This is a genomic window from Dickeya undicola (assembly GCF_000784735.1).
Classification (GTDB): domain Bacteria; phylum Pseudomonadota; class Gammaproteobacteria; order Enterobacterales; family Enterobacteriaceae; genus Dickeya; species Dickeya undicola.
In genome coordinates this window covers 41,380-56,128 of sequence record NZ_JSYG01000008.1, presented here as the reverse complement: position 1 = coordinate 56,128, position 14,749 = coordinate 41,380, and the positions used below count along the sequence as shown (strand labels likewise).

General features: G+C 46.8%; 12 protein-coding genes and 1 pseudogene. 5 read left to right on the top strand and 8 right to left on the bottom strand.

Going from position 1 to position 14,749, the window contains the following annotated elements; all coding sequences use genetic code 11:
- Positions 1-5: 5 nt before the first annotated feature.
- Genes OB87_RS03625 through OB87_RS03610 form a run of 4 tightly spaced genes read right to left on the bottom strand, consistent with a single transcriptional unit; the run spans position 6 to position 4,139 of the window.
- Positions 6-1,589, bottom strand: coding sequence for a class I adenylate-forming enzyme family protein (locus OB87_RS03625; protein ID WP_033568074.1), 1,584 nt, complete (start codon positions 1,587-1,589; stop codon positions 6-8).
- A gap of 12 nt (positions 1,590-1,601) precedes the next feature.
- Entirely contained in the window at positions 1,602-2,510 is a 909-nt protein-coding gene (locus OB87_RS03620) for a hypothetical protein (RefSeq protein ID WP_033568073.1), read from the bottom strand.
- Positions 2,507-3,835 carry a diaminopimelate decarboxylase gene (gene lysA, locus OB87_RS03615; RefSeq protein ID WP_033568072.1) on the bottom strand — a complete coding sequence of 443 codons (1,329 nt, stop codon included), beginning with the start codon at positions 3,833-3,835 and terminating at the stop codon, positions 2,507-2,509. Before lysA ends, OB87_RS03620 begins: the two co-directional genes overlap by 4 nt.
- On the bottom strand, positions 3,828-4,139 hold the full coding sequence (locus OB87_RS03610) for a hypothetical protein (protein ID WP_033568071.1): 312 nt from the start codon (positions 4,137-4,139) through the stop codon (positions 3,828-3,830). The genes lysA and OB87_RS03610 overlap by 8 nt, the downstream gene beginning before the upstream one ends.
- A 723-nt stretch (positions 4,140-4,862) precedes the next feature.
- On the opposite strand from OB87_RS03610, the gene OB87_RS03605 reads away from it, so the two are divergent.
- Positions 4,863-5,615, top strand: a complete 753-nt coding sequence (locus tag OB87_RS03605) for a helix-turn-helix transcriptional regulator (RefSeq protein WP_033568229.1) — start codon at positions 4,863-4,865, stop codon at positions 5,613-5,615.
- Here the strand turns inward: OB87_RS03605 and OB87_RS03600 are convergent.
- Positions 5,581-6,219 carry an acyl-homoserine-lactone synthase gene (locus OB87_RS03600; protein ID WP_033568070.1) on the bottom strand — a complete coding sequence of 213 codons (639 nt, stop codon included), beginning with the start codon at positions 6,217-6,219 and terminating at the stop codon, positions 5,581-5,583. The genes OB87_RS03605 and OB87_RS03600 overlap by 35 nt on opposite strands.
- 574 nt (positions 6,220-6,793) lie before the next feature.
- Here OB87_RS03600 and OB87_RS03595 point away from each other — a divergent pair.
- The 3 genes and pseudogenes from OB87_RS03595 to OB87_RS19675 all read left to right on the top strand — a co-directional run.
- Positions 6,794-9,481, top strand: coding sequence for a fibronectin type III domain-containing protein (locus tag OB87_RS03595; protein ID WP_235425229.1), 2,688 nt, complete (start codon positions 6,794-6,796; stop codon positions 9,479-9,481).
- A gap of 398 nt (positions 9,482-9,879) precedes the next feature.
- The gene (bhsA, locus tag OB87_RS03590; protein ID WP_050515629.1) at positions 9,880-10,125 is read left to right on the top strand and encodes a multiple stress resistance protein BhsA; all 246 of its coding nucleotides are present in this window, start codon (positions 9,880-9,882) and stop codon (positions 10,123-10,125) included.
- A 326-nt stretch (positions 10,126-10,451) separates the two neighbouring features.
- Positions 10,452-10,835 (top strand): annotated as a pseudogene (locus OB87_RS19675) (PAAR domain-containing protein); the annotation flags it as partial.
- A gap of 148 nt (positions 10,836-10,983) precedes the next feature.
- On the opposite strand, the gene OB87_RS03575 reads toward OB87_RS19675, so the two are convergent.
- From OB87_RS03575 to OB87_RS03565, 3 genes are all read right to left on the bottom strand, one after another.
- Entirely contained in the window at positions 10,984-11,709 is a 726-nt protein-coding gene (locus OB87_RS03575) for a hypothetical protein (protein ID WP_050515623.1), read from the bottom strand.
- A 48-nt stretch (positions 11,710-11,757) separates the two neighbouring features.
- Complete coding sequence (locus tag OB87_RS03570) at positions 11,758-12,687, bottom strand: hypothetical protein (protein ID WP_050515622.1); 930 nt, start codon at positions 12,685-12,687, stop codon at positions 11,758-11,760.
- 354 nt (positions 12,688-13,041) lie between these two features.
- The gene (locus OB87_RS03565; protein WP_033568066.1) at positions 13,042-13,557 is read right to left on the bottom strand and encodes a hypothetical protein; all 516 of its coding nucleotides are present in this window, start codon (positions 13,555-13,557) and stop codon (positions 13,042-13,044) included.
- Between the two features lie 410 nt (positions 13,558-13,967).
- Here OB87_RS03565 and OB87_RS03560 point away from each other — a divergent pair, with 410 nt between their 5' ends.
- Complete coding sequence (locus OB87_RS03560) at positions 13,968-14,717, top strand: hypothetical protein (RefSeq protein WP_033568065.1); 750 nt, start codon at positions 13,968-13,970, stop codon at positions 14,715-14,717.
- Positions 14,718-14,749: the final 32 nt, after the last annotated feature.

The window sequence follows — 14,749 nt, the reverse complement described above, 5'->3', positions numbered from 1 at the left end:
CGGTGTTACTCCATCAGACCGGGTTGTGGACAACCCTGAGCCGTTGCGTCCGCTGCCAGTTGTTCCTGCAACAATGAGCGGTTGATTTTACCGTTCTGGTTCAGTGGCAGTTGTGACATCAGCCGGAAGCGGCGTGGCACCATGTGTGACTCCATCTGGGTTTTGCTCCAGCGTAATAGCGCCTTCTCGTTGAGATCGCCACGGGTCACCACGCAGGCGATGATTTCGTCGCCATAGATCGGGTGTGGCACGCCGAGCACCACCGCCTGTACCACCTGTGGATGGCGATTGAGTACCGTTTCTACCTCTTTTGGCGAGACTTTTTCGCCACAGCTTTTCAGCATCTCGTCCTGACGGGCGACAAAGTAGAGCAACCCCTGTTCATCCAGCCGACAGATATCGCCGGTATACAGCACCCGCTCGCCTGGCAGCAGGCCAGGGCGCAGTTTTTCGGCGCTTTTTTCTTCGTTACGCCAGTAGCCGCACATCACGGTCGCACCGCGGATCACCAGTTCGCCGGTGGCGTTACGGGTATGGCGCTGGCCATTGTCGTCCACCACCCAGAGTTCGGTATTGGGAATCGCGATACCGACGCTCTGCGGATGGGTGGCGAGGTATTCTGGCGGCAGGTAGGTGCAGCGATGGCATTCGGTCAGCCCGTACATCGAGTAGACGCGCGCCTGCGGAAAGATGGTGTGCAACTGATCGATATCACCAATATGCAGCGCCGCGGCGGTGTTGGTCACGGTGCGGATGGTGTTGAAGTTATAACGGGACGCCAGCGGCGCAATCAGTCGCAGCATGGTCGGCACGATCGGCAATACGGTGGCGCGCAGGGTGACCATACGCTGCAACGACAGTAGCGGACGCCGGAAATCCGCCTCCACAATAAGCGTACACTGCGCCAGCGCCGACATGATCACCTGATACAAGCCGTAATCGAAACTCATCGGGATCATCGACATGATGCGGTCGTCACCGCGCAGTTGCAGGTAACTGGCCACCGAATCGGCGGCGGTAATCATGTTGCGTCGGCTAAGCATCACCCCCTTGGGATGGCCGGTAGAGCCGGATGTGTAGATGATGCAGGCCAGATCGAGGTCGATACCCGCCATCTGCCGGTCGTGTTCAACGGAGATGCGGTACGGTTCTTCTGCCAGCATCGCCGCCACATCGTTGCTGAAGCAGACGCGGGTGTGGCGATTGTAGTGTTGCCAGTGCTCACTAGCCTGAGCGATGTCGATTTCCTCTTTCAGGACCTGATCGGCAATCAGCAGCCGACAACCGGCATTGTCTACCAGCCAGCTCAGCTTGCTGGCTTTGGTATCCGGATTCAGTGGAATAAAGATCGCCCCCAGATACTGCAACGCCCAGAAATAGAGTATGAACGTCAGAGAATTCGGCATACAGACGATCACCCGGTCGCCTTTTTCTACCCCGTTTTCATGCAGGTGGTCCGCCAATTGTCGGGCCTGCAAGCGCAGCATAAACCAGCTGATCTCTCGGTCGGTGTCGATGACCGCAGTTTTGTTGGCGGCTTCTTTGGCTGCCCGGTCAAGCCAGGTGGTCAGGTGGGTAATGTTGGTCATGGAGCATCCTTATCAGGTACGGGAAGGGCGGGTGAATGGCCCGTCGTGGCAAGGTTGGTAGTGCAATGCAGCGGCGGTAAGGTGACGTGATTCCGGCACCACCAGCAGATAACGCCGACCCGGCTGCGCATGGTGTTTCAGGTAGACGAACGGGGCGGCGCACAGTAACGACTCCGCCACGGCCGCAGTCTGATGCTCGGGGAATGCGTCCTGCAACGCCGCCGCCAGCGGCGGGTTGCTCAGCAGTGTTAGCTGGTCTGCCGTGGGCAGGCGCGAAAGCAATTGCCGCATGGTGTCGATAGTGTCACCGTTTTCGGTGTAAGGCTGGCGATAATACCCTTCAAATACCAGCCCACTGGCTTGATGGGGCGGGCGTTTTTCTATTCGTATCAGGCAACAGTTCTTTTGGGGGCATAACCGCGCCAGTCGTTCGCTGGAATAAGGCGCGACATCCTGATCGGCGATCATCAGCAACGCTTCGCGCCGGTTTTCATCACTGGTCAGATAGTCGTCGATAGCGCTCAGCGCAAACAGCGGTGCCGCCAACCCGCGCTCTGACACCGATAGCCCGAACGCGTGCCGGGCGTCACAAGCGTGGATCAACGCGTTGGATACCGCGCAGCCGAGTTCGCTGTCCGGCGTCCAGTGGGCAAACATCACCAGATCAAGCTGTTGTAACGCATGACGTGCCTGCAATTCAGGCAGCAGCGCCTGCATCATCGCGGTAAACGTATGACGGTTGTTGAGCCAGTGGGTTAGCTGATCGTCGTCTGGCTCCTGCATTTCATCGTGGGAGCGGAAAAAAGCACGCAGGTAATCCGCCATCAGTGCCTGGCTGGGATGCGGAGCCAGTAATGTAGCCTCGCTTTCGGACGCAAAAGCGCGCCATACCAGGTCATCCGGCTGGATACACAACGTCATGGCGTATCCCCGCGGCAGATCTCGACCGGCTGTTGCCGGGCCAGCAGTTGTTCTGTGGTTTCCGGCTGGCGAATCAGGGTGAGGCGACGGCCGTCCACCATTACTTCTGCCGGGTAGCCGAAGCTAAGGAACGCGCCTGGTGATGCGGTCAGCCCGTAAGCACCGGAGTGGGTGATGCCGATCAGATCATCGACCGCCAGCGTCGGCAGCAGCACATTGTCACCCAGCAGATCGGTGGGCGTGCAAAGCGGTCCGCTAACCTGATACGGCTGCAACGGCCGCTCCCGATTGTCGCCCAGCCGCCACAGCGGGAAATTTTTGCGCAACATGCTGTTCAAACCGGCCGCCGCACTGTGACAGTTAGCGCCGCCATCGCAGATGGCGAACGTTTTCCCACCGGCGGTTTTCAGGGTATTGACCCTGGTGACGAACAGGCCGGCTTCCGCCACCAGATAACGCCCCAGTTCGATGATGACCTGCGTGGTGGCGGCCTGGCGGCGAAAGTCCGCCACGATTGCCGTAATGGCTTCGCCCAGCGCGGGCAGATTCAACGGTGTTTCCTTCGCAAAATAGGGGACGCCGAAACCGCCGCCAACATCGACAAAATCCAGCGTTAGCTGGTGCGTGTCGCGCAGATTTAGCGCCAATTGCAGGATATTCCGGGTGTTGTCGGCGATAGACTGGGCATTGAGGATCCGGGTGCCCAGATAAATATGAAAACCGCGCAGGGAAACCGAAGGCCAGCGGTGCAGGCTGGTCAGCACGGTATGCAGGGTATCCAGCGTCATGCCGAACTGGGTGGGTTTACCGCTCATCACCAGCCGGGCGTGCTCGCTGCTGAAATCCGGATTGATGCGCAGCGCCACTGTCTGCACGGTATTGGCCTGTGCAGCCAGCTGATTGAGGTTATCCAGCTCCGCTACCGATTCCACCACAACCGCCCGGATGCCACAATCAATGGCGAGTTTCAGCGCAGGCAGGGACTTGCCTGGCCCGACATACAGAATATGCTGCGGCGAAACACCCGCCGCCAGCGCGGTTTTCAACTCGGCAGGCGAACAGACCTCACACCCCGCGCCCTGTTCCGCCAACACGTTAACCACCGAAAGATTGGGATTGGCTTTCAGAGAATAGTAAATCGCGGTTCCGGTTGGCAGTCGCTGGCGGAGTTGTTGGAACTGGTCGCGCAGCTGGCGGACGCTATAAACATAGAAAGGCGTACCGATGCGCTCGGCAATATCGGCGACAGGCACCTCTTCTATATAGCCGTTGGCGAATAGCGAATCCGCCTCGGAACGGGCAACGGGATGGGTGGGGTCAGCCATGATAAAGCCGCTCACGCAGGAAGCGCGTCAGACTGGTTAGATTCTGGAAGGCATCAAAAACACGGTCGTTCGTCAGGTCGAACAGATCGCCGCTCAGGTTGTAGACCGCTTCACAATGGTCGCTGAGTACGGCAATCAGGGTGACGATGTTGATGGAGTCCAGTCGTCCTTCTTCGCCGAACAGGGGGGCTCCCTGAAAGATCTCGGCGATACGGCCTTGATCGACGCCAATCGCGGTGAGTTTGTCACGCAGGAGGGTATGCAAGGTGTCATCATCATGATGAGTTATTACCGGATAATCCATTCTACTCCCCTTATCTGTCTCGTTGACGGGAGTATAACCAGCGTTATTCAGGCGTTTTGTTTGAAATTGCACGCTCGCTGATGTGAACGGATTAATGTCGTCAGATCGGCGGTAAAATCGGCATAATTTATTCTGATAGCTACGTTATCGCGTTTTTTGTCCGAATGTTTCCATGAGCGATATTCTGCTAAGAGCATGTGCGGGATATAACAGGAGGCGGTTGGGTATTTCGTCAGGCATCAACAGGCAGAAGGGATAATCGGGGTAATACCGGGATACAGCGAGAAAATGAAAATCAAGAAAGGAGAAAAATGACCTTTCTCTCTCCTGTGAACCTTGCGGGATAACAAGAGAGAGAAGGGCTAACAATATAGCGTTATTGCCTGCTATTCTCCGGATTACAGATAGGTGGCCGCCTTCATTCATCCCCGCTACTGACTCTGCCAGCGGTCGGTGATTCACTGGGTTGCTGCCTTCCCGCAACTCGAATTATTTAGGGCATAGAATTAATAAACTAACAGATATTTCCCTGGTGTGCGCCAATTTGGCTTTCCGATCTTTAAAACGGATCAGATGTTTTTATTTTTGTGCTTGATGTTATTTTTTGAAAATTCTAAGGATTTTGTACCGGGAAAGATAGTTAGACTTAGGTATAGGTTGATACTATACTTTCGTGCCGTTATGGTCAGGCTGAGCTGTCGCACGCGATTTTGGGAGAGTTGGATGTCTATATCATTCTCTAACGTTGACTTCATCAATAGCACAATACAAAACTATCTCGACAGAAAGTTGAAAAGCTACGGCGACCCCAAGTACGCCTATTTAATCATGAACAAGAAGAAACCGACGGATGTTGTGATCATCTCCAACTATCCGACGGAATGGGTTGATATTTACAAAAATAACAACTATCAGCATATTGACCCGGTCATTCTGACCGCCATCAACAAAATTTCCCCTTTTTCCTGGGATGATGATCTGGTGATCAGTTCAAAGTTGAAATTTTCCAGAATATTCAACCTCTCCAAAGAATACGACATTGTTAATGGCTATACCTTTGTATTGCACGACCCGGCCAACAATTTAGCTGCGTTGTCTTTTATGATTGAAGAACATCGCAGTGAAGAGCTGGAAGAGATTATTCAGAATAATCAAGATAAACTGCAGATGTTGTTGATTTCGGCGCATGAGAAACTCACCTCTCTGTACCGAGAGATGAGTAGAAATAGGAATAATAATAAATCTCAGGAAGCCGATATTTTCTCACAAAGAGAAAATGAAATTCTCTACTGGGCAAGCATGGGGAAAACCTACCAGGAGATTGCACTTATTCTTGGTATCACGACCAGTACAGTAAAATTTCATATCGGCAACGTTGTGAAAAAGCTGGGTGTACTAAATGCCAAACATGCGATCAGGCTTGGCGTTGAAATGAATCTGATCAAGCCAGTGGGACCAGCAAAGGCAAGGTCTTAAGCTGCTCGGATTCGGCATTTGTCATCTGTGTAATGCGTTCTATCAGCGCGTATCGGCTCTCATCGTCTGTCGGCAGGTGCAGCAGATAAATCTTCTCCTGTTTTTCTGACAAACCTTGCTGAATGATGGAAATGCGCCAGCCTGAACGTTTTAACAAGGTCAGCATCGGGTGGCTGACAATCGTGAGTATTCCGTCATAATGGCATTTTCTGGCGTAATTGATCATGGCAAGAAATAATGTCAGGCAAGCTGGGTTACGGGTGCCAATCAAATTTCTCACACGATCACGGTCAACGAAGAACCGGCTGGATTCAATGTAATTTCCTTCGGGAAGATTCAGTCTGTCGAAATAAGAGAAAAACGTGCCAGTAATCATGTTGGGGTATTTCATTTCTATAAATCTGACACTGCAAATTATTTTCCCTTCCTTTACGCCTAACAAGTAGGTCGTGTGTTCATTATCGTACTCGTCAAATTCCATCCCGTTAATACAGTTGACGGTCCAGTCCAGACGGTCCTTAAATGTCTCTTTGCGTAGTGTAAACACCTCATCCAGCTTGTTATTTGACATTAAGCTAAAACTCACATCAAATATTTCTAACATATTTCCCCCTGTCATCACTTTTATGTCTTTTTACGCAAGACTCACCTGGTGGGGATATATGTTAACGTTTTTACCGCTTACTTTGCTAGCGTGATTATTTACGTTCGTTTAAGGAAATTTTATTTTCATTAGTTGACATATTATTTCCATTTCTATCCTCTCTGCGGTATCTGGCCACCGCTTAACCCCCCCTCTTTTGGCTGTGATAAAGCCGACTGGACCGACAGGTGGTCTGATGTGATCGAGTGCTATGGGCCGTCTGGTCGGTGTTTTTCGCACAGGTCGAATCGATAAAATTAATTGGTGGGTGCCACTGCCATCAATATCGATAGTCGTCAGACAAGGGGAATAGATGCGCCGCAATCCTGATTTTCTGGCTTGCTGTTTCCATCTGATGGAAGGCAGTCGGGGGTATTTAGATGATGCGCGGGAAGACGATACAAAAAAAGTATCAATAGTGACGAGAAGCTATGATGAATTAATGGAAATAATAGTGTGGTAATGATGTAGGTTCCGTCACTGCCATCTGATATGGCTACACGGATGATAACAAACTGAAAAAAGGGACTGACATATGCAGAAAAACACAACGTTCAGGCTGGCGTGGCGGGTTGCGCTGGTGCTGGCGGTGACAACGGCAAGCCATGTGGCCGCTGCCGCGGAAAGTTCGGGTTCAGAAGCGGCTTCGTCATCGGCCGCCGCGAAGGTGGCGGGGACGATTGATCAGGTTTCGTTTGGCGATAATGCGTCGGAGAAAAGCCATAGCGTGATCGAGAGCAACAGCCAAACCCTCTCTGGCGGGCTGGGCGAATCGGCCCGCAGATTACTGCCGCTCAGCACCGCAGGCGTGTATGGCGGTAGCCTGACTTTTAAACTCAAGGTGGACCCACTGCGCCGTAACTACGTTTCCGTCAAGCTATGGGGTGAGGATGACGGCAACTATGATACCGGCCGCCTTTATCTGTACATCATCAAGGATGGCGTGGAATATCAGGTTGGCTACCGTCACGAAGGCGACTACGCGCCGCTCAGCGTTGCTCACTGGAATAAACCGTTGCCTGGGCGCTTCTTCTATTCGACCACCTTACTGCCTTACTCAATGACCAAAGGCAGCGGCACCGTTACCCTGAAAATCGTTTCCACTGGCCGTCTCTATCCATTCGGCAGTGGCGGGCCGGATGCCAGCAATCCGTATCAATACGCGATGAACGTGCCGAGTCGTGGAATTTACCGGGCTTATACCCATGTTGATCCGTTCCTCGACGTTTCAGGCGAAAGTCAGGGCAGTGCGCCGACGGTTACTACCCGTTCTTCTCCAGGCGATGAAATTCTGGGCGTGAACGGCTCGTTCCGCGTCGCCATCAATAACCGAATCACCAGCCTGCTTGGCAAGGCACCGACAACGGCGAATCTCTCTGGCGGTGATTTGCGCTATCTCGCCCGTGCGTATTCCGTTGCGGAACTGAACAGTTATCAGAACCCGGCGGTAGTGAGCCAGGTTGTCGCCGCGCTGGATGCTTATGCCGCGCAATACTATGACGACAACAATACAGTGAAAAACTGGGGCGGGAGTTTTGGCTCGCAAGGGCAGGCGATCTATTACCTGCGAGATAAGCTGACTGGCGATATTCTCAACGCCTCTGTCAGCTATGGTACTGCTGGCACGAAAACGCGCCGCGCTGCCTGGGCCGATATGCTGTTTGCCAGCCGTGAATACGGCCGATTGCAAAATCGCCTTAGGTTGAGCAACCAGAGCCTGATTGCCAATACCAGTATCTATTTCGCCAACAAAGGGATGTTGGTGTTGAAAGATTCGCGCGCTTTCCCGGAGGAAACCGCGCAGCGCTATATCAAGGAAGCCGTTGGGCTCTTACCCTGGAGCGGTGATGATAAGGCGGACAGTAATGGCAATGGCTTGCCGGATGATGGTGGCTGGAAACCGTTTGGCAGCAACTATTATCAGGTTACCGATAAAGGCCAAACCCGTGAGTGGGGCTATGTTGGCGCAGGTTACGGCGAAGTGCAGTCGTATCTTGCCGAGTTTTATCGGGTTACCGGTAATGAAGATTTCCGCACGCAGATGGTGAAAATGACTAAAGCGCGTGCGCCGTTCCGCCGCCCGGCGATTGAGATCAGCAATGGCACCAACTACCGTTCGATGGAAGCGATTGGCCTGCTGGCCTGGCGCGGTGCACATGAAAGCGACGGTAACTTTGCCGGTTATATCGCCTATGCAGATGCGGTGAATACCAATGAACGTGCCAAGGCGTTGCGCGTTGCTGCTGCCAGCAAAGACGCGACGCTTATTGGTTACGCGAAGCAAATGTTGGACGATAACCAGTTCTTCGCCAATCTGGCTGGGGCAGACACTGCGTTTGAGGCATTGGACGTGTTTGCCGATTATCGGACGGTTAAAACGGCGAGCGACAGTGGTGTACGTCTGCCGATGTCCGACGGACAGCCTGACTTTGCCTGGGTGGATGAAGAGAACGCTATCGCCGCGATAAAAAAAGGAGACGAGCGCCTGTGGTTGAGCGCTTACTGGGAGGCTAAGGCCGGAACGGGCATCAACGGTCTGGCTCGCTTCCACTTTAGCACTTCCGGCTATGACCAATACGGCATACTGGAAACCACGCCGATCTTCCGATCCACCGCGGTGTATGCGCGACCCAACCTGATCGACATGCCGGAGAAGACTCCATACACGCCGCCTAATCCGCCGAACAACGCTTATGCCGGAGAGCTGCTGCCGCTGGGGCCGGTGCCGACCGGGGCATCCAGTGACGATCCGTTCCGGGGTAAGGCTGACTTTTACGCCTTGCGCTTCGGCCACTATCTGATGGGGATTAACGCCAGCGTCAGCAACAGTTATGTGCTGAAAACGCCGATTGGCTTCAACGCGGCGGAAGACCTGGTGTTACAGCGAACGCAATCGGGTGATGTGACCGTGGGCCCGCGTGCCAGCGTGGTGCTCTATCTGGATGGAACCCGTGATGCCAAACCGGTGCCCAGCACGCCGCTATACCTGAAAGCACAGCGCAGCAACGATGTAACCGGGCTATCCTGGACGGCGGCATCCGGTGCCGAGCGTTACAAAATACTGCGTGCCGCCAGTGAAAACGGTGACTATCAGACAGTCGCCACCGTTACCGCCAACGCCTACAGCGACAGTTCAACAGTACCGAGTGGCGGCTATTACTACCGGGTCGTCGCTGTGAATGGCAATGGTGACAGTTATCCGTCTATGTGGAGTCATCCCTGATAAGACGGCACCGATGACGGTTTCCTGACGAGATTTGGCCTCTTCGTCACACGTGTTTGGCCTGACAGCTGGCGCGTGTGGCGTTTTACTCCTCTTGCATACGCACTCGGTACACCTATACGTGTTTCGCTGATTTCCTTCATCAATGGTCTTACTGCATCCGTTGGACAAGTTGGTTGAATCGATGTCTTCTTGATACTCGGTTTACTGGCCCACGCTAAAAATTTCGTGAAAGTAAGAACAGCTAATTCATTGAATATTTTGTTTTTTCATATTCCTGACATAAGAGTGTGATATGGATCGCACTTTTTGTGAAATGAGGTATAGTAACTATGGTGATAATTGACTTGTCATTTACGAACACCATCAACAACGAGAACGTAAAAAAGGAAGTCATCATGAATATGAAAACTGTCTTTACTGCTATCGCACTGAGCACATTGTCTGTTGGCGCTTTTGCTGCAACGGAAATCCAGTACCCGCAGGGTCAGGAAATCGGCAGCGTTTCCGCCAGTGCCAACACGCTGGATAGCCTGCAGGCTAAACTGGCCGCCAAAGCGGATGCCGCTGGTGCAAAAACATTTCAGATCACGTCTGTTCAGGGTGATGACACGCTGCACGGTAACGCGATTCTGTTCAAATAAAATTAATCAATGAGGCAGGGGAGTGTATCCCTCTCTCATCCCTGACATCATTGATAACCCTCCCTTTGTGTCTGTCTTGATACCTCTTTTCACCGGGCTTGTGCCCGGTTTTTTTATTTCAGCTCAATGCGCGGTAAATTTATTGCTGAATATAATAATAATAATTTGGTACGGAAATATAATAATTAGTCGTATGTGTTTTTTTGAAATAATCAGACAGGAAATATTTGATTGCGTCACTAAAGGGAATATTATGGCCGAACCGAAGTATTATTCCGTAATTTAGATGTTAAACGCGTCAACCAAATGAAGTTAAGGAGAGGAGTATGCCAGGAGCGGCTCGCTTAAATGATATTGGAAGCGGACATGAATGCTTTCCAGATACCCCGATAATAGAAGGCAGTTCTGACGTATTGATTAATGGCCTACCGGCAGCACGGGTTGGTGATACGGTTCAGATGCACGGATGCACTTGTCCCCAGGCACCTCATGGCGTGCATGGTAGAAAAATATCGGCAGGGTCGGCTACCGTATTGATTAATGGGAAATCTGCTGCACGGATTGGTGATGACATTGACTGTGGTGGACTGATTGTATCAGGCAGCAGCAATGTAATTATTGGTGATACGCCCTATCAATCTCCAGTACAACATTGTGTGGAAGCGGCGGTAAAAAGGCGCGATCCGCTGATCTCGTTTTCAGATATCATGCAAGATATGACCTCTCCACCTCAATGGAGTCGATAGTTGATTAAATAAAGCCCTGATACCTGTGGCATCAGGGCTGTCAGATTGTCATCCATATAGAAAATGGTTGTATATAATTATAGCCAAACTGGCGTCGGTGGATAATATCAGGTTACTGCTCATCTAATGAGAAATCATCAGAGTTAATCCATGCAGTTAAGTACTTACCTGATTTCATTTGATAGCTTATTTTATAAAATTCGCCGTTGTCATTCATGTCTAGCAGCTTAAAATGATCGCCAGCAATCAGGTATGAATTTTTCCGGTCTGTCATTTTTGGGGAGTTTAACAATACGGCTTTATCTACCGATACTGTGCCAAAAACTGGCGTTCTTTCCGTATAAGTACTCTCATCTTTTAGCAGCACTGTTTCGGTAGCTACACCTTCTTTAAAATAGGTGCGCTTAACTATTCCGCAACCTACGCATGTATCACGAAACATTAGCGTCCATTTCTCACCTGATACCTGATAAATATCTTCATTCCATTTTCCTTCATCCTTCCATGAGCTAATCACATTGTTTTTATTGATAGAGTAATTACATATTGGATTCTTTTCTGGAAGAACAGGCGTTTCCTTTATCTCATTATCTTTTATTAAAAAGATCAATGAGCACTTATTAATATCACTATTTGTTGTTGCAATCAGATATTTTTCTCCAAGAATTATTGCTGATGTTGTCTTTCCATAACCATTGTTAATTATGGTTTTGATATTATCTGGAACTGTAAAACCATCACAATAATCCTTACTGCATAGATTTTCATTTGCAAATATTTTGAATGAAGTGAGAAAGAATAAGGCTAAAATGGTTCTCTTTGACATGGATGATTTCATCTTATTCTCCTTATGGCTTGTTAATTATTCTTATCGACGTGTAACATTCTACAATGTTAAGGCTGAGCAAAGCATATTACCCTCTGTCTTTTTGTTTTTTTCTGAAATGTATCTGACTTGACACCATTTATCATCATCTTGAATTGAAAGTAAAGTAATGTCATCCCCTTTTATCAGATAAGACTTTTTGGGGTTTTGATTTTCATCGTAGAAAAAAGACTTTTCTGATTTTATCTTAAATGTTGTGTACTTTTCACAATCGTTAGATATTTTCCCATCATCTACCATGATGGGTTTTAATGATATTTTGCCATCGTTATTTATTTCTGCTTTGATATGAGCATTGTCTACGGATTTAGTGTTATATTCCAGCCACGTATTTTTACTGTATGAACGACATTGCCCGTTCTTGTCTGCGAGTAATATTTGATAATCATCGCTTAGCATGGCGCTTTTATTTTTATAAATCTTATAAATTAAACTATCTTTCCCACGAAAGAGAATTAATGGGATGTAAGTTGTTTTTCCATTTAAAAAATAAGATGTATCTACCGTATCAATATTATTTGATACATCATTAATCTCTTTTTCAATAAGATCCATGTAATCATCTGAGACCGGCGTATTTAACCCGCACAAGCCTTCTTTCGAAGCAATACCGTTTTGTTTACTCTTTATATCAATATATAGGCAGTCTGTATAAAATTTACCATTTTTAAATTGCAATGTCATATACGCGATATAGTCATGTAAAGAACTTGCTGAAACAATAATTGATGGTTGATTGTTAAAGGTTCCAAACGAAACCGCGGGGTTACCTGTATAGTCTTCTTCAAAACTAAAGAATCCCTTTTCTGCTCCACTAATCGCATAAATTTCTCCTTTAATTTTATCATAGCCGTAAGTGATTTTAGACTCGTCAGCTATTGCTGCATGGCTTATTAATGTAGATATCAAACATAGAAATTTTATTTTCATAATTAATTTTCACTGAAAATGAGTACATCTATACTAGCGCAGGCTAGGTATCTTCGTTCCTTGTCGATATGTTATGGAAGTATATCGTCAAATTATTTCATCCAGGTGATTTCTGGCGAGATAGTTGTCTACTTCAGCTATTTCTGCGTCAGTTTCTTTAGGTTCAAAAGTCTCAAAATGACATTTTTCCTCAATTGTTAAATCTCATGACTTCCTCAGTTCTATAATGAATTTTTCTTTTTCTGGATTGTCTTCAATGAAATTTTTGATAGCAATGATTTTATCATTCTCTGCTTCTTTTATTTATGTTATAAATCATCTTGTATATTCCCATGATAGATTATATTTTAATTTCTAATGTGTTTTCTTCAAGTATTCCTTTATTGTCTCGGCATTTTTGTATTTATATACAAAGTGACTATCATTTTTAACCCCATCAAAACCTGATAGGTTATTATCTTTTAATAGGCTTTCGTTAACTTTCAGTATACCATTGATATAGCTATAACCTTTGATTTCATATAATACCCCATCAATCCCAAGGCTGGGATGATATTGTTTCCATGAAACAAGAACTATAATATTCATTACACTTTCTAAATTTATAAAGAAGACGGTTTCTATGTGTGCTTTACTACCTTCAGTTTCATAAGTATCTATAGCATATTCTCTATATTTATTTTTCTGTAATAACACAACATTATTTTTATCTTCTTCAATGAAAATTATTTCTGAATTTTTTCCTAACGTAAAGGGGCCGTGAACGATCTCTGATGACCAGGTAATAAATGGTATAAATAAAATTATAATAAACAAGTGGGCGGGTAGGGTTTGGCATTTAATTATGATGCCTTGTTGATTTATTAGCATTAATTCATTTCCCTATCAAAAAAAATAAAATATACTGGAATATATAAGTAACAAGATTATTATGATGTGGTATTTATGCATTTTTGTTTCTGCTTTAATTACCTATAGATTCCCATGGGGAATTATGTTATTCCTTGGTGGTATTATATTCCCATTCAGATGATAAATCTAGATTTTTAATGGTTGGTTACTATGGTTACGGTGTAAGTATGGAAATTAATTTATATAATAAATGATACTATGTTAATAAAAATTTTTAATCAAAAAATGTAGATTACATGGTGTATAGATAACGTCTATCTGATGTAATATGCTTACAATCGAAAATTGATTGTTGTAAATGATTTCGATAATCAGCTATCATACTCTATGTTTCTATATTCAAGTTGGACTTAATAAATGGAATTTCTATGAAAAAACTCATAATGGTAATATTTATTTTAATGTCCTGTAACTCAATCGCGGAAGAACTAATTCATGATATTAAACCTACCCCGTTAAGCAAGGTCAATAAAAAAGATAGTGAGTATAATAGTATTTGTTTATATTTAAACGGGAAGTGCAACAATGACTCGGCTGAAGTATGGAAAGGAGAAAAAAATAGTAATGCTTACTATCTTATTGATAGGTCACCACAGATCATAAAAATAATAAAGAATGGTAATTCATATAAAATCAATGGTGAATGGTCATTCAGGGGTTATCATCATAGTAATGAAAAAAAAGACAACAGTGATGACATATTATCTCCAGCTGGCATTGTTATTTATCCTGCTATATATCCCATCAACAAGAACAAGCTGTCGTTAGCTTTGGTTTATAAATGGGAAACAAGTTATTCTGGTGGAGGGAAAGAAGATAACTATGCTGACTTCCTCATGCTTAACGATGATAATTCATATAAAGTGGCATTCTCCAATATTCCATTCTCATCAAAAGAAAGTATAAAAGCATGTTTTAAAGAAGATGATTATAAGAAAAAATCACATTGCTATGACGAAAGCTGGAGCGTGTTGTCTATAAAATATCACGATATAGGAAAGGAATATTACGAGTGGGAATTAGTAACTAAGTATTATTCATGGCCAGCTTTTGAGGATAAATCAAAAGTGAAGGTTGAAATTAATAGAGAAGAAAAATACCCTTTCGAGATTAAATAATAATGTAATAGCCACCTCTATAATTGAATTGG